Below are 23,720 nucleotides of genomic sequence, written 5' to 3'. Positions count from 1 at the left end.
TCGCTTTTCTATTGGGATTGTAAACTCACCTATGAAGTACTGCCACCTATGAACAGCCAAATATTTTTGTGCCTCTATATTCTATGAAGGAGGTGGTCGCCAACCACATCGTGTTGCGCAACCCGTGTGTTTGATGTGCTAGGCATGAGGTCTTACTCTGTACAGGTTATTCCAGAAACATTAAACCTAGTAAAAGGAGTGGAGAAGTAATTGATTAAACCTAAACGATTCAAGAAACCACTATCTATCGGACTATCTTTACTAATGGCCTTTTCCTTTGTTCAACCTGCTTTGGCGAATAACACACCGGATGGCTCCAAGCTGGAGCTGAAATCTGCCTCGCACAAGGTCACGACCGCGAAGGTGTCCCCGAAACTGACCAAACAGTTTGAGGAGAATAACTATGTTACCTATCTGGTCAAATTAAAAGAACAGGTAGACACCAACAAGGTTTCCAAAAATGCCCTCCAAAAGGCCTCACTTGAGAAAATAACACCCTCCGCTGCCAAAATGGCTGCACGTAGCCATGTGATCAGCTCTCTGCGTGAAACGGCTTCAAGAACCCAATATGGGCTTGAAAATTATTTGGATAAGCAATCAGAGAGCGGCGGAGTGAAGGAATATAAAAGCTTTTTTATTGTCAATGCATTGGCTGTAACAAGCACCAAGGAGGTGCTGGATCATATTTCGCAGCTGCCTGAGGTCGATAAAGTCTTGCCGAATGAAACGCGTTATCTGCAAAAGGTGACGGTTGACAAGCAAGCAGAGGGAGCAAATGCCAAAACGGCTGAAACAGCGACAGCAGCAACGGCGAAGTCTGCAACGGTAGAGAAAGCTGTAGAGCTGGAGAAGGACGATGGCAAAACATCGGCTAAGCCTGGCAATGCAGGTAAGAACGCTGTAGACCCATCTACGGTGGAATGGAACATATCCCATATTAACGCACCACAAGTGTGGGAAAAAGGAATCGACGGAACCGGAATCGTGGTCGCCAATCTGGATACAGGTGTAGATTATACACATCCGGCCCTTCATCGCAAATGGCGGGGTCTGGACGCGGCAGGCAATGTCGTGAATCCCGAGCTGAGCTGGTACGATCCGCATAGTCATGCGACGCTTCCGGTCGATCAGGAAGACGATTCCCATGGTACACATACGATGGGCACGATGGTCGGCTCTGAGGAAAACGGAACGAACCGAGTTGGCGTTGCACCTGGTGCGAAGTGGATTGCGGTTCGGATTTTTAATCCGGAAACGACGGATGCGATTATACTGGATGGCGGTCAATGGCTGCTTGCGCCAAAAGATGCCCAAGGGAATCTTCATCCCGAGCTTGCTCCAGACGTAGTGAACAACTCGTGGGGAGGCGGACCGGGTCTTGATGAATGGTTCCGGCCTGTGGTTCAGGCATGGAGGGATGCTCAAATCTTCCCCGAATTCTCCGCAGGTAATACCTCTCTTTCCAATCCGGGCGGTCCTGCCTCGGTAGCCAATCCGGCGAACTATCCGGAATCCTTCGCTACTGGAGCCACCGATATCAATGATAAACTGGCCAGCTTCTCCTTGTTAGGACCATCACCCTATGGTGAGGTGAAGCCAGAAGTTTCCGCACCGGGTGTGAATATCCGGTCATCTGTCGCTGGTGGCGCCTATAAAGGCGGATATAACGGTACTTCTATGGCGGGACCTCATGTGGCGGCCCTTGCGGCTCTGTTGCTGCAAGCGAATCATTCGCTTACCGTAGACCAGCTTGAGGAAATTTTGATGAACACAGCTACACCGCGCACGGACAGCACATATCCTACTTCGCCAAACAATGGCTACGGACATGGTGTCATTAATGCGCTGGATGCAGTCGGTTCGGTCATGCAAGGTCTGGGCTCCGTGTCTGGTAAAGTTGTAACGGGTGGCGACGATCTGGAAGCACCTGTTCTCGAGCATACACCGCCCGCAGCGGCATTCGAGGGTATTGATATACCTCTGACTGCTCATGTAACGGATGATGTCGGCGTGACAGCCGTTGAGGCATTTGCCAAAACAGCAGGTACGTCAAACTATGTATATATTCCGTTGGAACGGACCTCCGGCGACAGCAAAGATGGTACATATCAAGCGTCCATCCCGACTTTTTTGGTGGACAGCGCTGGTCTGGAATACTATATTCGTGTAAATGATTACGGTAATAACGGATTTGAAACTGAAGTATACAAGGTTAAAATCTCCAAAGGCGTAAAACCAGGCTACACACAAGACTTTGAAAAAGACATTGCTGGTATTAATATCGGTGGACAGGGCAGTGTTTGGAAATGGGGAACTCCGACAAGCGGCCCTAAAAGCGCACATTCGGGTACAAAGGTCATCGCGACAAATCTCGAAGGCCAATATCAGGCCAACTCCAACAGTTATTTTATGGCCCCTCCGATTGATCTGACCGAGAGCTCAAAAGGGGCACTGGTCAGCTTCAAGCATTGGTACGATCTTGAAAACAATTCTGATTTCGGCAAAGTATACGTAGCAACCACAAACAATCAGAATGCGTTTGAGCAGGTATTATCGTTTACTGGCACCAGCAACGGCTGGAAAACACAATATCTTGATTTGCGGGCATTCGCGGGTCAAAAGGTATACCTCCTGTTCAACTTTACTAGTGACAATACGGTTGTGAAAGATGGCTGGTATATTGACGATCTGTCGATTCAGGAGCCAGACACCGTTGCACCTGCTGCGCCGAGCAATTTGACTGCTGAAGCAGATACTGTGGGCAACGTCACGCTGGCCTGGAATGCTTCCTCCGATGAAGATGTGAAGCAGTACAAGGTGTATCGTTCTACCCAATCAGGCAAAAATTATACTTCCATCGGTACAACCTCAGCACTGACACTCACAGATACCATCACGGTCGGTGGAGCAACCTATCATTATGCAGTGGCGGCTGAGGATTATAGTGGCAATGAAGGAATCAAGTCAAATGAGGCTTCTCTGAGAGTAGACGTGCCGGATACGCTGTATAGCGATCATTTTGACGGCAGCTCGGATAATGGCTGGACTCATTCCGGTACCAAGGATGAGTGGGAACGTGGCATTCCGAAGGAAGTAGGACCAGAGAGCGCAGTGTCCAGACCAAATGTGTGGGCAACCGATCTTGATAGCAATTATGAGAACGGAGCTGAATTTTCGCTGGTTTCTCCAAAAATTAATTTGCAGGCTGTACGCAACGCAACACTGACCTTCAATCACTGGTTTGAAATTGAGGCTGGCTATGATTACGGTTATGTGGAAGTGTCCAAAAACAATGGCGACACGTGGAGCGAGCTGGGCAAGTTCTCTCACAATACGAATGGAAAAAAGTGGACTCCAGTTTATTACAATCTGGATAGCTACACCGGCAATGAGATTCAAATTCGCTTCCGTTTGAAATCGGATAACAGTGTGAACAAGAACGGTTGGTACATTGACGATTTCCGTGTATTGGGTATTCCAGCTGCGACAGTGACCAAGGACATCGTACCTGAGTCGAATATCAAGCTGGAAAAAGCGGAAGAACAATTCCCGCTGTACAAAATTACAAGCACTGAAAAGAGTGAATTCCAGGAGAAAGTGAAGCCGGCAGAAACAACGGTGGATAGTGGACGTGTCGGGCTCGACAGTCTTCCAGCCAGTGCTACGGTTACGGTATTGGAAACCGGACGTTCGGTGAAAACGGATCCGACCACAGGCAAATACAGCTTCACCCATGTAGCGGGCGACTATACGCTGAAGGCTGAAGCCTATGGTTACGTGCCTCAAACGAAAGCAGTCACGATTGAGAATAACAAAGTCATTAGAGCAAACTTTAGTCTTCAGGCCATACCTCACGGTACGATTCACGGGGTCATTACCGACAAGCAATCCGGTGAACCGATCCAAAAAGCGAAAGTGTTGGTGCTGGAGGATGCACGTATTGCTCCGGTAGAGACGAATGAGGCTGGAGAATTTACGCTGGACGTGCTGGAAGGAACATACACATTGTCTATTTCAGCTGAGAATTATTATAGCGACAGTGTATCCGTTATTGCTCCTCCGAACGGTAGTGTGGAAGCGAATGTCACGTTGAAACCTTTCATCGGGTTCCAGGGAGGCATCGCCTACGATGACGGGACAGGAGAAAATGCCAGAGCCTTTAACGCGGCAGGCAATTCATGGGCAGTCAGAATGACGCCTGAGTCGGAAGTGGCTCAAGTGACAGGAGCATCGCTTTTGTTCTGGAACTCTGCCTTCCCGAATCCGGGAGGAACGGCATTCCAATATTCTGTTTATGACGCCTCCGGTACGGCAGGAGCGCCTGGACGATTATTGGCTGGTCCATTCGACGGGACTGCCGTGCGGGATGAGTCACAATGGACGACAGTGCAGCTTCCAGAGCCGGTGACGGTTCAAGGTGACTTCTACATCGTATATACACAGTCTGCTGTAGGCACACAGTCGCCGGGTCTTGCTACAGATGAGAGTGGCCCGAATGCACTTCGCAGCTGGCAAGGTGTAAGTGGCGCATGGAGCCAATCACCTGAGGAGGAAGGGAACTACATGATCCGGGCTATCGTCAGATATCCGGTGAATGCTCCAACGATTACGACTCCTACGAAGGCTACGTATACGCAGGAAGAGTCGATTACCGTAACAGGAACTTCCCCGGCAGAAGGAGCCGATATTCAGCTCTTTAACGGTAAGGAGCTGGCTGGCACAACGAAAGTGAAGGATCGCCAGTTCAGTTTGTCGGTTGATCTTCAACCAGGTACTAATCCGCTAAGTGTTCAAGCAGCGGTATACGGCAAATTAACGGATCGTTCCGAAACGGTGGTTGTGACGCTCGATCAGACTAAACCGGGTCTGATCCTGACATCGCCTGATGAAGGGGCGCGTACAAACGCGGGTGTAGTCAGTGTAGTCGGTACCGTGTATGACGAGTTCCTCACCGAATTGACGATTAATGGTGAGCCCGCTGAATTTGGAAGTGACGGCAGCTTTAACAAGCGGTTGCTTATCAACGAAGGTGAAAATCAAATTACGGTGACGGCCAAGGATCTTGCCGAAAACGAAACAAGCGTTACGCGCTCGGTGTATGTCGATACAGCTCTGCCGAAGCTTGAAAACATTAGCCCTGCTGAGGATGTGCGTATTACTCCAGGGCAGCCGGTACAAGTATCCTTTGACAGTGCATCCGGTTTGGAGGCGTCCTTCCATGTGGAGCTGCCTTTCAACCTGTCCACTTTGGGCCGCAACGATATTCCATTAAATGAAACTTCGTCAGGCCACTATGAAGGTACTTATTTCACTTCATCTTCTCTGAACCTGGAAGGCGGAGTCATCGTGATCCGGGTAAGGGATGCAGCGGGAAATGAAGTGGAGACGGAGGCACCGGGAAGATTGTATGTAACCAATGGTGGAGGACAGAACCCTGATCCGAATCCATCCAATGAGAAGCCGGTAGCCATTATTCAGGCTAACGAATCAGCCAAGAAGAACAAAAATGTACAATTTAACGCCAAAGCTTCCCGTGATGTAGACGGTGAGATCGTCAGTTACAGCTGGAATTTTGGCGATGGCGATACGGCGGTCGGTTCCAAGGTGAAGCATAAATTCACCACAGCTGGAACATATACCGTAGAGCTAACGGTAACGGATAATGACGGCGCAAGTGGTAAGACTGTGCATACGATCACGATCCGTTAACAGCCAGTAGGAAAGGAAATGCTTCTTTTAGAATAACAATGAAGGCCCACAGCAAGCCCCGGTTTATAGAGGCTGCTGTGGGCCATTTTTAATTGTCGAGCCGTTCAAGAAGCGGTACAATGAGTAGAACTCTAAAAAGTGAATCGTTTCACAATAATATTTTTTAGCAGGAGAGGATCCTATTGATTCATTTGCAAAAAGAAAGCGGACGTATCCGTCTTGTGCTGGATGCCTATTTTATGGGGGAAGATATCATTGTACTCATTTCAGGCGGTGATCAGCCTCATTTGGGAACGATTACAGCAGGGGCCAGACTCGAGCCGATTCAAACTGTGCAATTGCAAAATCACAAGGAGTTTTATATTACCGAAGAAATTGCAGTTCGCTTGCGAAAAGAGTTTGCAGGCAATTTTGCCATTTGCTGCGGGGCACATTTAGATCATGCAACCAAGGACGAAATCCGAGTGCTGACAGATATGGCTATACAATTGGGAAAAGAGCTCATTGGAGAACTCAAGCAAGCACGCTAGTAGCATACCTTCTTAATTGAATTCCCGAAAGAGCAGATTGCGATATGGGTACTTACTAAAGGGATACTTAAAAAGCAATGCAAAGCCATCATCCTCAATTTGTACGGATTTCAGCGCAGAGGATGGAATCAAACTACGAATCATGACATGAACTGCACGCTGGTCTTGTCTGTTGATCGCTTTGGCTAAGGCAGAAGCAAAACATGAATTACGTGCCAATTCGCGATACAGCGGAAAAACGGCTTTTGCAATGGCGCGATGAACTCTCGGCTCAAACGTAAACTGCACAGTCCCCGGTGGAATCGTCGTTCCATTCGTATAATAGAGCATCGGTGGCTGAGCTAAAAAGGAAATAAAGTAGCCGATGCCATTCGTGCCTAAGCCTTGTTTGGCGGCAAATGGCGCTACTGAGCAGAGAAGGGATTTCATCCGATCCAAATTGCCCTGAACGACAGCTCGTGACCATTGAACTGCAAACGCACGGCGAGTTGCAATAGCTTTGTAAAATGGCAGCATGGCAGTGGATATTATCCTAAGTGTGTTTGCATTTAAACGTTTGTGAGGCGAGCGCTTTCTGTGGGATGTTGAACGATATAACATAGCTCCGACCTCCTTGGCAGGATGCTCTCATGGAGCACAATTGATCTGTAACAGGTAAAATACTGTATGCCCAGTTACCTCAAAAAGTGCTAATATCGCTATGTTTCTTCTTTTTAACGTTCTAATTAAGAAAATCGAAATAAGTACTGTCCTGATTTGTAAGATTGTGGTACCCTAGAACTTATATAATTGCTATTTTACTTATTGGAGTTGAATTTAACAGATGAGTGATTTGTACAAGGAGCCTCGATCTTCCGATCCTTTTCAGGAGACGAACGATTATAACGCCCCATTTAACCCACCCCCAGTAGTTCCACCTACAAATAGTAAAGCTGTTGCCTCGATGGTGCTCGGGATTTTATCTGTGGTCATTCCCTATATCGGGTTGATTATCGGAATTGTGGGTATTATTTTGTCCAGTCTTTCCCTGAAGGAAATTAACCGTCATGGCGAGCAAGGCAGAGGTATGGCCATTGCTGGATTGGTATGTAGTATTATCGGTACACTGATTTATACACTGATCATCATTTTTATAGTTATTGTTTTTATTGTAGCGGCCTCCAGTGGCGATCCGGATATTTTTTCAGACATTTAATCAATTGAAGAATGCTTGAGTCAGACAAACCATTCACGATTTGACTATTGGATGCTATGATAAAAGGAGTCCAATGAAGGAGAGTGAAGCCGTATGGCACGTACTCAAACACAAAAAGCGCTGAGCAAGGCAAAACGCGCTGGAATCTATTGCGCGGCACAAAGCCGCAAAACGAATGACCATTATGGCGAGATTTCACAGCACATACGAGTGAAGCCGACCAAGCAAGAACAATTACAAAAGGTCAAGCACAAGAAGCGAATCGTTCAGAGCGACGCTTCTTTTTTTTGTCTTTATCGAGAACAGCAGTGTCCTTTTCGGCTTGGATTTATAAAGTAGCAGAGAAATGATTGTATACAAGCGAATAGCGTTTTTCTGTACCGAAAAAGGACTTGATAATAATTATCATTCTTGTTAGAATATCATAAGAAAGAAGGAACCCGGGCATGGGCTCCTTCATTATAAAACTAGGCTTGAAATCAAAGATTTACTTGGCTTCGAAGGTTTTGCAGTCTGTTTCTTCAGACTTGTGAGTGTCTTCAGGTCTGTTGCTTACGATGTAAATGGAGCTAGCGCTGCATTTATTCTCTTGGGCCCAGTGCGTACATGAATTGACTTCACACAGAACGTCTTTTGCCATGTTGTACACCTCCTTTATATGGATGTGGTGGGCTCAGCAAATATAATCACGGTCAGTCAAGGTAGGACTTGTCCAACTGTGTTTACCCTCTTGTTAGGAAGAGGGACTTTGCTATGCCTACTTGTACAATATCAAATGAATTTTAAAATTGCAATGTTTGCTTCATTTTGCAGTTCAGAGCGGACACAAGTGTCCCTTTTAATTAAAAAACAAAAGCTGTCCTCCAAGCAGAACGAAATGTTTCTCTGCTGGAGAACAGCTTTTTTTGTTTTTCTGACATAATGACGGTATTAAAGACTTAGCGCACGTTGGGAATATTTACGATGGGATCAATGTCAGCATCATAGTCTACACCCTCGAACTCAAAGCCGAACAGTTGGAAAAATTCGTGACGATATCCTTCAAGATCTGACAATTCGTAGATATTGTTGGTTGTCAGCGCCTCCCATATTTTCTCAACCTCTGCCTGTACGTCTTCGCGCAGTTCCCAATCATCAATGCGAATACGTCCTTCTTCATCTACAGGGATTTCTGGTGCATACAGACGCTCAGCAAACAGACGGTAGCTCTGTTCTACGCACCCTTCATGCAGCCCTTTTTCCTTCATTACCTTATATAAAGCAGAAATATACAGAGGAACGACAGGGATAGCGGAGCTAGATTGGGTAACGAGTCCTTTAGTGACTGCGACGAAGGCGCGTCCGCCTGTAACTTTCAGCTGATCGTTCAGCTGACGTGCTGTCTCCTCCAGATGATCCTTTGCACTTCCGATACTGCCCTCTCTGTAGATGGCTTGTGTAATATCTGAACCGATGTACGAAAAAGAGAAGGTAGTTGCAGTATCGGCGAGTACACCGCCAGCTCGCAAGGCGTCAATCCACAATTTCCAGTCCTCACCGCCCATAACCTCTACAGTTCCTTGTACTTCTTCTTTTGTTGCGGGTTCGAGCGTCACGCTACTGACTTCCCCGGTGTGGAAGTTAACGGTCTTGTTTGTGTAAGGCTTACCAATAGGTTTGAGCACGGAATTAAACGTTTCGCCTGTGCGGGGATTTGTACGGCGACCTGAAGCGACACTGTAAACCACCAGATCGACTTGTCCCAGTTCTTCGCGAATGGCTTCCACCGTTTTGGCTTTGACCTCATCTGAGAAGGCATCTCCCGTTACGCTTAAGGATTTAAGCCCAGCTTCCTGAGCAGCTTTTTCAAATGCAGCAGAATTGTACCAGCCTGCCGATGCTGTACGTGTGGCGGTAGCATTACTAGGGCGATATACACCAATTGTATTGGCACGCGCACCGAAGGCGGCAGTAATGCGAGAAGCCAAACCATATCCGGCAGATGCCCCGATCACAAGTACATTACGGGGTCCCTGGATAGCAGGACGGGCCTGTACATAGTCAATTTGCTCCTGAACATGTTGGGCACAGCCCACCGGATGAGCAGTGGTGCAGATAAAGCCACGTGTTCTTGGTTTGATAATCATGTTATTGTAATTCCTCTCTTCTTGTAGCGATCTTCACCCTTACTATTTTAACTTTTAACTATTTTTTTTCAAACGTGGATTTTAGTAAGTATCCATTTTACCCAAAAGTGTATCCTTGCACGGGGTGGCAAGTGCCTAAGTGCCTGCATATGATGCTGTAACGATAAATATGAGAAGGGAGAGAGTTGCTTGAAGAATAAGAGCCGCAAAACCATAAGAAACAAAAAGCCGCTCTATAGTGTAATTGACCCGGATATGAATGAATTAAGTATGATACATCGCGTGAAGCCACAGCCTGCGGAGAGGGAGACAGAAGCAAGACTTCATCAAGTTGCTTCTCCGCCTCCCCCAACCAAAGAGGAGCCGGAGCTACAGACTGTTGTCGAACCTGAAGTCGAGGCTTCGCATGAGACGGAGGTTGAATTTGCGGATGCAGAGGAGACTCAAGTGTCGATGGAGGAACCCCCAGAGCTAGAAGCAGAGCCGGAGCCAGAGCCAGAACCAGAACCTGATCCAATTGATGTGGAGGAAATTTTGAGCAATAAGAAGGCTCCGCATGTAAACAACGCTTTCATTTATACAGACGATTTGAGCGATCTCGCTGTAACGGGTGAGAAGATCGCTCCCGCTTCCATAGATTCCAGCAAGCTGAAGCAAGAGAGTATCCACACGGAATCTCTGGCGGATTATGCCGTTCAAACGATTAAGATAGCCGACGGTGCTGTGACTTCTTCGAAGATTGCCCCGGACTCCATTACGGTGGAACATCTGTCGGACGCATCGGTGGCAGGCAGTAAATTGCAAGATCGCTCCATCGGTGGTGAAAAACTTCGAGATGGCAGCATCACTCCAGAAAAGCTGGCTGATAAGATTATCAGCGGCGATCATATTGCGAATGGCTCCATTGAGAGCCGTCACTTCAAGCAATGGATCGTGTCTTCAGATATGCTTCAAGATCAGGCGGTTACCTCTGATAAAATTCGCAGTGGTACGATTCAATCGAACAATTTGGCTAATGAAGCTGTCGATAGCTCCAAGTTGGGCGATCAATCTGTGACCACTTCCAAACTGCGGGATGGGGCTGTGGATGCGGCTAAAATCCAAGCTGGCAGCATTGAGAGTGCACACCTGACCGAGCATGCCGTTCATGCAAGGCATCTGGCCCCCGGTTCGATTAATCGCAAGCAGCTATCCAATGGAATTGTGGGCAAGGAACAATTGGAGGAAGGTGTTGTCAGCGGGCGTCATCTGGAGTCGGAGGCAGTTACCAGTTCGCACATTCAGGCTGGAGCGATTGAAAGAAAGCATCTGAGTCCAGGCTCCATTGGGGAAGAGCAGCTTGGAACGGGCCAAGTAACAGCCCGCCACCTGGCGGATCGGAGTATTCAGTCCAATAAACTGGCAGATCAGTCTGTAGGCTCATTGCAAATTGTCGATCAATCCGTCACTTCATCCAAGATATCGGATCAGAGCATATTACCACACAAAATTGCCGATGAGGCGGTACTTACCAGACATATTGCTACAGCAGCCATACAAGGTCCACAAATTTCTCCAGAGGCAGTTTCTTCCTTGCATCTCCAGTCCGAAATCATTCGAAAGGATCATATTGCATCGGAGGCGGTTACGGAGCAACATTTGCATTCCGGGGCTGTGACGAGCGATAAATTAGGGAAGGGAGCAGTTCTGGAACACCATGTGGCGAATCAGGCTGTCAAGGAAAATCACATTGCTTCGAGCGCGATTAAGTCTGACAAAATCGCTGATGAAGCAGTGACAGAACCTAAAATTGGCACAGGGGCGGTAACCGGAAATAAGATTGCCTCTCAAGCCATTACACACGTACACATTGCAACGGGGGGAATTCGTGAAAACCACCTTGCCGACAACAGTGTGGGTGGAAAGGCATTGCAGGCTCAATCCGTCGATTCGACCCATCTGGCCCAGAGTTCTGTGCTGAGCAAACATCTTGGGGAAGACAGTGTTGGAACCTCGGCTTTGCAAGAACAGTCCGTTACCGCGGACATACTAGGTGAAGGCGCTGTTCAAACCGCGCATTTGGCCAGCGGAGCGGTGTACTCCCATCATTTGCAGGATCATGCTGTTACTTCGCTGAAACTATCGCCGGAGAGTGTGGCCACGGATAAAATCAATGATTTGGCGATTACGGCTCCTAAGTTAGCTGAGGGTAGTGTTACTTCCTCTAAGCTGTCTGCTCGTTCCGTGCAGCCGTGGCATATTACGGATAAAGCGGTGCAGAGTAACCATCTGGCTGTTGAAGCGGTGGAGGCGAATCATCTCGCTCCGGAATCCGTCACCTCTAATCATTTGCAATCTGCATCGGTCCAAACCAAACACCTCGCCCCCGACAGTGTATCCGGTCATGCGCTTCAGTCGGAAAGTGTCACCTCTGAGAAGCTAGCGGCCCGTGCTGTGCAGGCTCCCAATCTGGCGGAAAATAGCGTGGGTCCCGGACATTTGGCTGCGCAAGCCGTACACACTCGGCATTTGGCAGCAGGAGCAGTACAGGAGACGGAATTAGCCCAGAACGCTGTGAAGTCTGCACATCTTGCGCCCGAATCCATCCAATCGGAGCACTTGCAAAGCGGGGTCATTCAGGGAGAGCATATCGCATTGCAGGCTATAGCGACTCCGGCCTTACAGGATGAATCGGTCACCTCTGCCAAACTGTCGGAGGGAAGCGTAACTCCCACCAAACTGTCTGCCCATGCCGTGCAGTCCGGACATATTATGGATGAAGCTGTACAAAGCAACCATTTGGCTGTGGCGGCCGTGGATTCGGCACATCTGGCTGCAGGAGCGGTCACCTCGGTGCATCTACAGGCTTCCTCGGTGCTCACGAGACATTTGGCCCCGGATAGTGTGTCCGGTCGTGCGCTTCAAGCGGAAAGCGTCACCTCGGAAAAGCTGGCAGCGCGCTCGGTACAAGGAATGAACCTCGCGGAAGGAAGCATAGGCCCTTCACATCTTTCTGCGCAGTCGGTGCACACTCGGCATCTGGCAGCTGGAGCAGTACAGGATAGAGCACTGGCAGAGGGTGCAGTGAAGTCCGTGCACATCGCACCTGAATCTATCCAGCCACATCATCTGCAAATGGGAACCATTCAGGGAGAGCACATCTCATCACAGTCCATATCGACCGATGCTTTGCAGGATGAGTCCGTTACGTCCGACAAACTGGCGGATAAGGGCGTGACTGCCGCCAAGCTGTCTGCCCACTCGGTCCAGCCGTGGCACATTACAGACGAAGCGGTGCAAGCCAAACATTTGGCAGAAGAAGCCGTTCAGTCCAATCATCTGGCCCAGGAATCGGTCACCTCTGCCCATTTGCAGGCTTCAGCGGTGCTTGCGAGCCATCTGGCCCCGGATAGCGTATCCAGTAGTGCGCTTCAAGCAGAAAGCATCACCTCAGAAAAGCTGGCGGCACACTCGGTGCAAGCGACGAATCTCGCGGAAGGTAGCGTCGGCCCTCCACATCTGTCCACGCAAGCGATACACACCCGGCACTTGGCAACGGGTGCAGTACAGGACAGAGCGCTTGCAGAAGGGGCAGTGAAATCCGTGCATATCGCACCGGAGTCCATCCAGTCGCATCATCTGCAAACGGGAACCATTCAGGATGTGCATATCGCCTCACAGGCGATATCGACTGATGCTTTGCAGAATGAGTCCGTTACGTCCGACAAATTGGCAGATGAAGGCGTGACTGCCGCCAAACTGTCTGCCCACTCAGTCCAGTCGTGCCACATTACAGACGAAGCGGTGCAAGCCAATCATTTGGCAGAAGAGGCTGTCCAGTCCAACCATTTGGCCCGGGAATCCGTCAGCTCTGTCCATTTGCAGGCTTCGGCGGTGCTTGCGAGCCATCTGGCCTCGGATAGCGTATCCAGTAGTGCGCTTCAAACAGAAAGCGTCACCTCGGAAAAGCTGGCGACACACTCGGTGCGAGCGTTAAATCTCGCGGAAGGAAGCGTCGGCCCTTCACATCTGTCCACGCAGGCGATACACCCCCGGCATTTGGCACCCGGCGCAGTACAGGACAGAGCGCTGGCAGAAGGGGCAGTAAAGTCTGTGCATATCGCACCGGAGTCCATCCAGTCGCATCATCTGCAAACGGGGACCATTCAGGGTGTGCATATCGCCTCACAGGCGATATCGACCGATGCTTTGCAGGATGAGTCCGTTACGTCCGACAAATTGGCGGATAAGGGCGTGACTGCCGCCAAGCTGTCTGCCCACTCGGTCCAGCCGTGGCACATTACAGACGAAGCGGTGCAAGCCAATCATTTGGCAGAAGAGTCCATCCAGTCGAACCATTTGGCCCCGGAATCTGTCACCTCTAATCATTTACAGGCTTCCTCGGTGTTTGCGAGACATCTGGCCCAGGACAGTGTGTCAGGTCGTGCGCTTCAAGCAGAAAGCATCACCTCGGAAAAGCTGGCGGCACGCTCGGTGCAAGCGACGAATCTCGCGGAAGGAAGCGTCGGTCCTTCACAGTTGTCTGAGCATGCCGTACACCCCCGGCATTTGGCACCTGGCGCAGTACAGGACAGGGCGCTGGCAGAGGGGGTAGTGAAGTCCGTGCATATCGCACCGGAGTCCATCCAGTCCCATCATTTGCAAATGGGAAGTATTCAGGGTGTGCATATCGCCTCACAGGCGATATCGACCGATGCTTTGCAGAATGAATCTGTTACGTCCGACAAATTGGCGGATGAGAGCGTGACTGCCGCCAAGCTGTCTGCCCACTCGGTCCAGCCGTGGCACATTACAGACGAAGCGGTGCAAGCCAATCATTTGGCAGAAGAGGCCATCCAGTCGAACCATTTGGCCCCGGAATCCGTCACCTCTGATCATTTACAGGCTTCCTCGGTGTTTGCGAGACATCTGGCCGTTGACAGTGTGTCAGGTCGTGCGCTTCAAGCAGAAAGCATCACCTCGGAAAAGCTGGCGGCACGCTCGGTGCAAGCGACGAATCTCGCGGAAGGAAGCGTCGGTCCTTCACAGTTGTCTGAGCATGCCGTACACCCCCGGCATTTGGCACCTGGCGCAGTACAGGACAGGGCGCTGGCAGAGGGGGCAGTGAAGTCCGTGCATATCGCACCAGAGTCCATTCAGCCGCACCATCTACACCTTGGAACCATTCAGGGTGTGCATATCGCATCCCAAGCAATATCAACTGATGCTTTGCAGGATGAGTCGGTTACGTCCGGCAAACTGGCGGATGATGGCGTGACTGCTGCCAAAATATCTCCTCATTCTGTCCAGCCGTGGCATATTACGGACGAAGCGGTGCAAGCCAATCATTTGGCAGAAGAGGCCGTCCAGTCGAGCCATCTGGCTCCTGAATCCGTCACCTCTGATCATTTGCAGGCTTCGGCAGTGATGACCCGGCATATTGCGCCCGGGAGTGTATCGGTTCACGCGCTCCAGGCAGGCAGCGTGAACGCTGAGAAGCTTGCGCTTCGGGCGGTGCGTGCTTCGAATCTGGCAGAAGCCAGCGTAAACTCCGTCCATTTGACGGAGCATGCCGTACACGCTCAGCATTTGGCCGACGGGGCGATCCAAGGGTCCGCACTGGCAGAGGGCGTGGTGCAGTCCAGGCATATCGCGCTGGATTCAGTCCAGTCGGAGCATCTGCAAGCAGGGGCTATTCAGCCACAGCATGTAGGCTGGCAGGCGGTGGCTGAGGATGCTATACAGGAAGGAGCGGTGACGTCCAGCAAGCTGGCAGATGGAACGGTACAGTCTCGCCATGTGGCTGAGGAGGCTATTGAAAGCCACCACATTGGAGAGGAAGTTATTGATTCGCATCACCTAAAACCGGGCTCGGTGACACTGGCTCAGCTGTCCACAGATATTCATCTCTCGGGACTTTTGCCGGAGGAAGGTGTCAGTGGCGACAGACTTCAGGCAAACAGTGTATCTCGCAGCCATCTGCAAGCTCAGACCGTCGACAGCGAGGTGCTGAGCCCGGAAGCTGTGGGACCAGAGCATCTGCAGGCCGCTTCGGTACAAAGCCATCATGTGGCAGAGCGGAGCATTGAAGGTCATCATCTGGTGGAAGGCTCGGTAGGCTCACGTGAGCTGGAGCTGAACGCAGTGAAGCCGGAGCATTTGAGCATCACTCCGGTCCGTACTTGTGCGAATCAGCCCGCATTGCAGCAGTTCGGCAGAGCGCCGTTTCTTTTGAAGGGCAGTGAAGGAGAGACAGAAGTAACCATTGTATTCGGGGAGCCTTTTGTAAACCCGGACTACACGTTGGTAGCGATGACGAACCACCCTCTCTTTCATGCGACGCTGAAATCCCAGACGCCGCATGGAGCAGTGATCGTCGTAACCAAGTGGAACGAAACCGCGCATAACTACGGTATTATTTCCTGGATCGCCATTGGTTAGTGAAGATGGTTATTGTAAAACTCATAGCGTGCAGACTCATGTATTTTCTAAATACAGGGCTGCACGCTTTTTCATATACTTTTCACACATTTGCTCCACAATTATCCCGAATTCTCCTGATAAGCTAAAGATACTTTAAAGGAGAGGTGATTCAATCATGAAAAAATGGACTAAAAATGCAGCAGCCGTATTGACCGTAGTAAGTGTACTGGGAGGAGCAAGCAGCGCATTCGCCGCTACAGCAACAACGACTCCAGCGAGCACTGCACCAGCAATTAAAGCTCCTGCGGTTACAACTCCGGCTACCAAAACACCGGCAAAAGCACCTGTGACGAAAACACCTGTGGTGAAAGCACCCGTTAAAAAAGCTACAACAGCTCATAAAACAACAACCAAAGCGAAGAAAGCCCCTGCCAAAAAATCCGTTGCGAAAAAAGTGGCAAGCCACAAAACAAAAGCAGTGAAAGTGCAGTACCGTACAGTTAAACATCATGCAAAAAAACATAATGTTGTTAAACACAAAGCAACAACTCATAAAACTCGTGCACATCATGTCGTAGCTAAAAAAGTGACCCACAAAGCTCCAGTTAAAAAAGCAGTCCCAGCCAAAATAGCTTCAAAAACAGTCAAAACAGCTCCAAAAACAGTAACAACCAAGAAATAAGATTGATATGCAGTTAGCATTCAGCTCGCCTGGCATATATAGCAGCGATTCATGATAAGAAAGACGGGACCGGGAACGGTATACCCGTCTTTTGTCTATTCTGCTGGGCTTCTGTTAAGCTTAAAGAGAGGATGGAAGCATCCAGAACAACGGCAAGGGGTTAAGGTCATGACAAAAATAGTAGTAGTGGATGACGATGTGTTCATTCTGCAATTAATATCTGAATATTTGAAAAAAGAATCCTACGAGGTCACTTCCTTTTCCAGTGGTAAAACACTGGTAGAGCATATCCGTACGAACCGTCCGGATTGTCTCGTTCTTGATATTATGATGCCTGGCATTGATGGACTTTCTCTATTGACTCAGCTTCGCGAGTTTACGGAAATGCCGATCATTATGATCTCTGCCCGTGGAGAAGAAAACGACCGTATTCACGGGCTGGAGCTGGGATGCAGCGATTTTTTGACCAAGCCCTTTAATCCAAGGGAGTTGGTAGGAAGGGTCAAAGCGATGCTGCGACTGAGCAAGGCCGGAATGTCTGCATCAGACGATAGGCAAGCGGCAGAAAGCGCAGATATATGCCATGCGGGCAATCTGTGTATTTTTGCTGACTTTCGTAAAGTCACAGTGGACGGACAAGAGCTAAATTTGACCTCACGTGAATTCGACCTGCTGTTGTTTCTTGCGAATCATCTGGAAAGACCTTTCGGCAGGGAACATCTGATTCAGCAGGTGTGGAGCTATGATTTTATAGGTGATGTGAGAGTCGTGGATGATCTGGTCAAACGGATTCGTAAAAAGTTAGCTGAGTACCACTCTACGCTCGTCATTAACACCGTATGGGGCTTCGGATATAAAGCAACAGTTCAGGAGTTGTAGCCATGCGTACGATGAGAGCTAAAATACTGCTTTCCCTAACCATCGCCATGCTTATTACCGTCTGTATTACGGTGGTCTTATTCATCAGGCTTATCGACGACATTCTGGTGAATCAGGCCAAATCCAAGCTTCATGAGCAGGCACGCAAAGCCGTCCATATTATGAGTGACGGAGGCTTTGATCGACTGGATAATGCTGAATTTAACTATGTTATCAAGGGCGTGCTTTTATCTGCCGATTACTTTATTTTAAGCACGGATAACCGCATCATCGACTCAAGCGTCTCTGGAATGGAAGGCAAAAAGATCGAGCGTTTGCTTTTGATCCGACAAGGATTTTTTGCATCGGTTCATCCGTCTGCCCAGGATCTGACCGCTACACATGAAGGGGTGGCTGTGCTTCAAGGTAAAAAGGTACTGTTTACGAATGAAGAATTGCCCGGACAACCTTTTCGTATTTTTGTATACTCACCCTTATCTTCTTTGCGAGCACTGTATGTACCGTTAATGAGAACCACATTACTATCTATCATCGCGGGTTTTTTGGTGATTCTCGTCATTGGTCTGATGGTTGTCTCACGTCTGGTGCGTCCGCTCAAACGATTGATGGAGGCGGTAGGCAACTATGAGCCGAATCAGCCGCAGGATAGTGATTTTCCGCAGGCGGATAAAAGTGAGATTGGCGAGCTGATCAGCACCTTTCATTCCATGTCCGCCCGTATTCAGCACCACCACCACGGTCAAATTGAATTTCTGCAAAATGTATCTCACGAGCTAAGGACACCGTTAATGTCCATTCAAGGCTATGTATATGCCATTCAGGATCAAGTGGTATCCCAGGACGAGGGGCTGAGTATCATCAAAGTGCAGTCCCAGCGGTTAATTGATATGGTGGAAAAGCTGCTGCAGCTATCGAGGCTTGAGGCGCTGAATGAAGAATGGCCTGTCTCTCTGGTTGATCTTAGAAGCATGGCGGAGGATGCTGTTCATCTATTGATGCCAGTGGCTGCTGAACGTTCTATCTCGCTTCGAGTGGAGGGAGAGGGCCTGCATGTGGCCGTTCCGGCCGAGCAATTGTTCCGTATGATATTGAATTTGTTGCAAAATGCAGTTCGGCACACCTCTACGGAGGTTGTCATTCATTTGGAGACAGGGACAACACCGGAGGTTGTATGGGTTATGCACGTGGATGATGATGGGGAAGGGCTGACCGAACAAGAGGCAGCCGAGGTATTTGGAAGATTCTATGCGGGCTCGAATGGTGCCACAGGTCTTGGATTGGCTATTTGTCGTCAAATTGCTACCCGATTGAATGGAGAACTACTCTGCACACGTTCGCCATTGGGTGGAGCACGCTTCAGCTACATCCAGCGCATGTTATAAATGAGTACAGAAATGGTTAAAAATGATCGTTTTTTCGGACAAACATTCCATTTATGTAACATGATATGAGAGGTTTTTGATGATATTTTAGATATAGCTTGACTGGTAGGTACTAAACTGAGTAAAATTAATCGTATATACCTTGACTCATGGACGTCGTTTTTTTAGATAGTGGTCAATAATAGTGATGAATAATAAATGAAAGAGTGATGAGATGAACCGCCTTTTGGAAGTGAAGGACTTAACGATATCTTTCAAGACCCGCCAGGGACTAGTGCAGGCCATTCGTGGCGTAAACTTTCATGTCAATAAAGGAGAGACGCTGGCGATTGTGGGTGAATCCGGCTCAGGCAAAAGCGTAACCTCACAAGCTGTTATGAAGTTGATTCCGACCCCTCCAGGCATTTATCAAAAGGGTCAAATTATGTTTGACGGACAAGAGCTGATTAATAAAACGGAAAAGCAGATGCAAAAAATTCGTGGTAAGGAAATTGGCCTGATTTCTCAAGACCCAATGACTTCGCTTAACCCGACGATGAAAGTGGGCAAGCAGATCACGGAAGTGCTTTTCAAGCATGAAAAAATATCCAAGGATGCTGCTCGCAAGCGGGGTATTGAGTTGCTGAATCTGGTAGGTATTCCACATCCTGAACAGCGTTTTAACCAATATCCGCATGAATTTAGTGGCGGTATGCGTCAACGTGTCGTTATTGCGATGGCATTGGCTGCTAATCCGAAACTTCTGATTGCCGATGAGCCGACGACTGCGTTGGACGTAACGATTCAAGCTCAAATTTTGGAGCTGATGAAGGATCTTCAGAAAAAGATCGATACTTCCATCATCTTTATTACTCATGACCTCGGTGTTGTGGCGAAGATGGCTGATCGCGTTGCCGTTATGTACGCAGGACAAATCGTGGAAACAGGTACGGTTAATGAAATTTTCTACAACCCGAAACATCCATATACATGGGGCCTTCTCGCTTCTATGCCAAGTTTGGACAGCCATGGTCAGAAGCTGGCAGCTATCCCGGGAACACCTCCAGATCTGCTTCACCCACCTGTAGGGGATGCTTTTGCAGCCCGTAGTTCTTATGCTATGAAAATCGACTTTGAGAAAGAGCCTCCACTCTTTCAATTATCCGATACGCATTTTGTGAAATCATGGTTGCTGCATCCAGATGCGCCTGCGGTTGAGCCACCAGAAGCGGTTAAGGCTAAACTTCGCAAGCTGGATAACGCATTTGAAAAGCCGGTTTTGGTAGAACAATACGGCAGTTAAGACGTGTTATAATTTGTAATTAAACAAATGAAAAATAAAAAAAAGGGCTGTTCTCTCCGTGTGGAATCATTCTACGGAGGAAACAGCCTTTTTGGTATAAAATCGCAGGTTGTATGCGCCTGTGGTTATTTGTGTTAGCGGGCAGTGTTTACAGCTTACCGGAGCCGGCTTGGGAAGTGACTTCTGCCTTCACACTGGCGGATGGGGAAATTTTATCATTCAGCGATGGTTTCCAGCCTACAGAGGAGCTAAGACCCGCGCTGGAGCCTGCATTAACAGCTTGTCCATTCAGGATTGTGCCCGTATCTGACAGGGCAGTTCCTCCAAAGACAGTCACGATTTTAGCTGCAGATAAACCGGCAACGTCAATGACATTGTTTTCGGCGAAGATTTTGGAGGATTTACCTGCGCCCCATATATACAGTGAAGGATATTCGGAGCGTTTTACATCACCTGTATAGTAATTGTTGTACAGATGGACTTGTCCATACCGTACGCGTGGTGTGCGTTGTACCGTGTTTTCATAATAATTGTGATGCAGGGTTACACGTAAAGTCCCTTCATCTGCTGTTTTACTGTCGCTGTTGCCAATAATTGATGATTTATCATGATCGTAAAAATGATTGTAAGACACTGTAACCAGATCGCCTTGGTTAATCACATCGAGAAGTCCATCATGATGCTGGTATTCTTGGCCGTAAAAGGTGCCATTTTGGCTATCGGGGTGAGACCCATCATTGAAGGTATTGTGGTCTACCCATACATGTGTGGCGCCGTTAACTGTAATGCTGTCATATTCCGAATTCCAATTGCCTGTACTGCCGTCCGTTGGGTCCCATTGAGGAAAATAATCGTAGGCATCCTGGAATTCGATATTACGGATAATAACGTTGTCTGTCCCTTTTTTTAGTTGGAAGTTTGCGCCATTAATGACCGCGTCGCTTCCCAGACCGACAATCGTAGTATTGGACGGAATTTCAATGACGACACGACTGGCCTGATTTTTTTGTGAAGCCTCACGTGCCTTTTCCAATGTGCCAGACGGGGCCTTTTTACCCCATGTGGACGGGTCATACGCTTTGAGGTAGGCGTCAAACTCATATTTAGAGTCCTTGTAGTCGTTCAATCCTAACGGTTTATTATTGTCATCGACGTTGGCATTGATCGTGCCTTTGACATAAATAATTTTAGGTGTTGTGTTGCTGCTTTTGCCTAAGGCATCGACAAGTTGTTTGCGATTCGTTACGGTAAAAATATTGGAAGAAGAGGCTGCAGCTCCGCCCGTTGTGCCTGTAGAAAAGGCTGCCCATCCGTTTTTGCTGCCAAGCGTTTCTTTACCAATATCGCTGGCTGCATGAGCAGGTGCACCAAGAGGGGACAGGGTAGTGAACAGCAGAGCTGCCGCGATTCCGAGTGAAAATCTCTTTTTCATAAAATACCTCCGTATATTGGATTAATGGAGTAGACGAACGAAGGGAGTCCCGGGTGCTCCTGTGGTTTCTACATTTTCTATCATACTTTGTGTTCCAGTATTTGTTAATATAATAAAAGTTACATACTAAAATTTTTGTCGAATTTTTTATATAATTCAATAGCCCCCTTCTTTTTCCAATCAAGACGTATATGTAATAATGAAAACGTTAACAATCACACAGAATAGGAAATGTATATATGAATATATGGAATTGTTTTTATGTTTTTATCAGAATGTTAACGATTTCATTCTAAAAGGAGGGATATCCAATGTTAAGAAATCGCTCATTTTATCGTAGACGGGATGGCAGCTTCTTCGTCCATACCGTCGCACAAAATAGATTTCTGTCTATATTAGAATAGCAGATCGATTTATAGATTTTTGAAGAATCCTCAGGTAAAATGGCTTGTAATAAAGCTGAGGAGGAATGGGCATCATGGCAGAGCATTTAGCAGATATCTTGAAGTTGTTGAAGCAAAAAGAGTGGGTGGATTTGTCCCACGCTTTTTATCCTGAAATCCCTCATTTTCCAGTATTCGATAATGTTCAGGTGGATACCCTATTTACCCACGATGATGGCTTTTTTGTAAAACAATACTGCTTTCCCGGTCAGTATGGGACTCATATTGACGCACCCGTTCATTTTGTGAAGGGCAAACGGTACTTGCATGAACTTTCGTTGAAGGAGCTGGTTTTGCCGCTAGTTGTCATTGACCGTTCAGCAGCCGTTGCAGCCAATTCTGACTATGAACTTACGGTTGCGGATATTTTGGACTTTGAGAAAGAGCATGGACGCATTGCTGATCAGTCCTTTGTCGCTTTTCGCAGTGATTGGAGCAAACGTTGGCCTGATTCAGATGCCTTCTCGAACAAGGACGACGCCGGAGATGCACACTGTCCGGGCTGGTCGCTGGAGGCGCTACGCTTTTTGGTAGAAGAACGGAATGTGGCTGCCATTGGACATGAAACACTAGATACCGATTCCTCTGTAGCTTATCGCAAAGCTGGCAAGCTGGTAGGGGAATATTACATATTGGAGCAGGATCGGTATCAAGTTGAGGTGCTGACGAATTTGGACAAGCTGCCCCCGACGGGCGCGGTCATATATAATATCGTTCCCAGCATTCAAGATTCCCCCGGATTTCCGGTGCGTTCCTTTGCTATTTTACCTTAACCATACAGTACCCAGTCATTTGAAAACGATTATATAATCATCTTGAACTTAAAAGACCGATTCAGATATTGACATCTGAATCGGTCTTTTCTAGCTTATACGGGGTAATGTACAGCGGGCTTGAATGTTCAATCCGTCAGACTTAAAATGTGAAACGTCTCAACTGGTAATAGTAATGGTAGGAGCAGAGATGGTAGGCTGGGTTGAGATGGTAGAGGCTGTGCCGCTAAAATTTGATATTTCGATAATAACTGGGACACCTACTGAAATATCAGTGGAGTCAATGACCAGACTTGCTGTGCTTAGGGTGAATAAGGAGCTTTGCTGAACAAGTCCATTAACAGAATAATTAGAAGTATCAGTAGCCGTTAATGTCGGTAAATTAACAACCGGAGCATTGGCGTCATCTACAAAGCTTGCAGCAGGAATGGTTGTTTCTGTTGCTCCGATCATCCCGGCTGTAATCGTTGCGAAAAAACGAGTGGTGGTTGGGGTTACGGTCGTGGTTATAGCACCACCTGTTGACACTGGAGCAGTAGCCACTGCTGTGAACACAGGTTTTACGATTGGCATAGTTCTCATCTCCTTTCTTTACTGGTAATGAGCCATTCGCTGGCTCTTAATCAATAAATGATTTTTCAACCTATTCGGAAACGGCATATTAACCTTTCTATTAATAATAGGGTAAATAAAGAAGGCCCTATTTTGCTACAAATATAGATGGAAGCGAATACTTGGAATAGGCATGCTACAGATGCCTAAAACCCTAAAGGGGGATGTGCATACAATACATAAATAAGCATGTGAGAAGGAGGTGTATACGGCTGGTATGAGGAGACGCGATTCATCACTAAGAAGGCTAGGAAAGAGAACCGTACATTGCAA

The 23,720-nt window shown here is 48.1% G+C and carries 15 protein-coding genes; 10 read left to right on the top strand and 5 right to left on the bottom strand.

Annotated elements, in window-relative coordinates:
• Nucleotides 1–210 precede the first annotated feature (210 nt).
• Together KAI36_RS19515 and lpdD are read left to right on the top strand one after the other, a co-directional pair.
• Nucleotides 211–5,709: a S8 family serine peptidase gene (locus KAI36_RS19515; RefSeq protein WP_220025778.1), complete on the top strand. Its 5,499-nt coding sequence runs from the start codon at nt 211–213 to the stop codon at nt 5,707–5,709.
• Between the two features lie 182 nt (nt 5,710–5,891).
• Nucleotides 5,892–6,239 carry a prenylated flavin chaperone LpdD gene (lpdD, locus tag KAI36_RS19510; protein ID WP_023989817.1) on the top strand — a complete coding sequence of 116 codons (348 nt, stop codon included), beginning with the start codon at nt 5,892–5,894 and terminating at the stop codon, nt 6,237–6,239.
• A gap of 12 nt (nt 6,240–6,251) precedes the next feature.
• Here lpdD and KAI36_RS19505 read toward each other — a convergent pair whose 3' ends face one another.
• Nucleotides 6,252–6,839, bottom strand: a complete 588-nt coding sequence (locus tag KAI36_RS19505) for a hypothetical protein (protein ID WP_220025777.1) — start codon at nt 6,837–6,839, stop codon at nt 6,252–6,254.
• 223 nt (nt 6,840–7,062) lie between these two features.
• Between KAI36_RS19505 and KAI36_RS19500 the strand changes: the two genes are divergently transcribed.
• A complete protein-coding gene (locus KAI36_RS19500; RefSeq protein WP_025720792.1) occupies nt 7,063–7,434 on the top strand; it encodes a DUF4190 domain-containing protein in 372 nt (123 codons plus the stop codon).
• 93 nt (nt 7,435–7,527) lie between these two features.
• Complete coding sequence (locus KAI36_RS19495) at nt 7,528–7,773, top strand: hypothetical protein (protein ID WP_220025776.1); 246 nt, start codon at nt 7,528–7,530, stop codon at nt 7,771–7,773.
• 148 nt (nt 7,774–7,921) lie between these two features.
• On the opposite strand, the gene KAI36_RS19490 is transcribed toward KAI36_RS19495, so the two are convergent.
• Nucleotides 7,922–8,074: a DUF1540 domain-containing protein gene (locus KAI36_RS19490; RefSeq protein ID WP_023989813.1), complete on the bottom strand. Its 153-nt coding sequence runs from the start codon at nt 8,072–8,074 to the stop codon at nt 7,922–7,924.
• A 298-nt stretch (nt 8,075–8,372) separates the two neighbouring features.
• Nucleotides 8,373–9,560 (bottom strand): enoyl-ACP reductase FabV, encoded by a 1,188-nt coding sequence (gene fabV / locus KAI36_RS19485; RefSeq protein WP_025720785.1) that lies wholly within the window; start codon nt 9,558–9,560, stop codon nt 8,373–8,375.
• A 189-nt stretch (nt 9,561–9,749) separates the two neighbouring features.
• Here fabV and KAI36_RS19480 point away from each other — a divergent pair, with 189 nt between their 5' ends.
• From KAI36_RS19480 to KAI36_RS19460, 5 genes are all read left to right on the top strand, one after another.
• Nucleotides 9,750–15,980 carry a WIAG-tail domain gene (locus tag KAI36_RS19480; RefSeq protein ID WP_220025775.1) on the top strand — a complete coding sequence of 2,077 codons (6,231 nt, stop codon included), beginning with the start codon at nt 9,750–9,752 and terminating at the stop codon, nt 15,978–15,980.
• A 157-nt stretch (nt 15,981–16,137) separates the two neighbouring features.
• On the top strand, nt 16,138–16,644 hold the full coding sequence (locus tag KAI36_RS19475) for a hypothetical protein (protein WP_220025774.1): 507 nt from the start codon (nt 16,138–16,140) through the stop codon (nt 16,642–16,644).
• 168 nt (nt 16,645–16,812) lie between these two features.
• Nucleotides 16,813–17,523: a response regulator transcription factor gene (locus KAI36_RS19470; protein WP_023989808.1), complete on the top strand. Its 711-nt coding sequence runs from the start codon at nt 16,813–16,815 to the stop codon at nt 17,521–17,523.
• Between the two features lie 2 nt (nt 17,524–17,525).
• Nucleotides 17,526–18,905, top strand: a complete 1,380-nt coding sequence (locus KAI36_RS19465; protein WP_076293890.1) for a HAMP domain-containing sensor histidine kinase — start codon at nt 17,526–17,528, stop codon at nt 18,903–18,905.
• 214 nt (nt 18,906–19,119) lie between these two features.
• Nucleotides 19,120–20,187, top strand: a complete 1,068-nt coding sequence (locus tag KAI36_RS19460) for an ABC transporter ATP-binding protein (RefSeq protein ID WP_013311421.1) — start codon at nt 19,120–19,122, stop codon at nt 20,185–20,187.
• Nucleotides 20,188–20,335: 148 nt separating this feature from the next.
• Here the strand turns inward: KAI36_RS19460 and KAI36_RS19455 are convergent, their stop codons facing one another.
• Nucleotides 20,336–21,619, bottom strand: coding sequence for a pectate lyase family protein (locus KAI36_RS19455; protein WP_071642335.1), 1,284 nt, complete (start codon nt 21,617–21,619; stop codon nt 20,336–20,338).
• 478 nt (nt 21,620–22,097) lie between these two features.
• On the opposite strand from KAI36_RS19455, the gene KAI36_RS19450 reads away from it, so the two are divergent.
• Nucleotides 22,098–22,835, top strand: a complete 738-nt coding sequence (locus KAI36_RS19450; RefSeq protein ID WP_023989797.1) for a cyclase family protein — start codon at nt 22,098–22,100, stop codon at nt 22,833–22,835.
• Nucleotides 22,836–22,994: 159 nt separating this feature from the next.
• On the opposite strand, the gene KAI36_RS19445 is transcribed toward KAI36_RS19450, so the two are convergent.
• Nucleotides 22,995–23,408 (bottom strand): DUF4183 domain-containing protein, encoded by a 414-nt coding sequence (locus KAI36_RS19445; protein WP_220025773.1) that lies wholly within the window; start codon nt 23,406–23,408, stop codon nt 22,995–22,997.
• Nucleotides 23,409–23,720: the final 312 nt, after the last annotated feature.

Source organism: Paenibacillus sp. S02, assembly GCF_019454065.1.
In the GTDB taxonomy this organism is placed as follows: Bacteria; Bacillota; Bacilli; order Paenibacillales; family Paenibacillaceae; genus Paenibacillus; species Paenibacillus polymyxa_B.
This window is presented reverse-complemented; position numbering and strand designations above follow the sequence as displayed.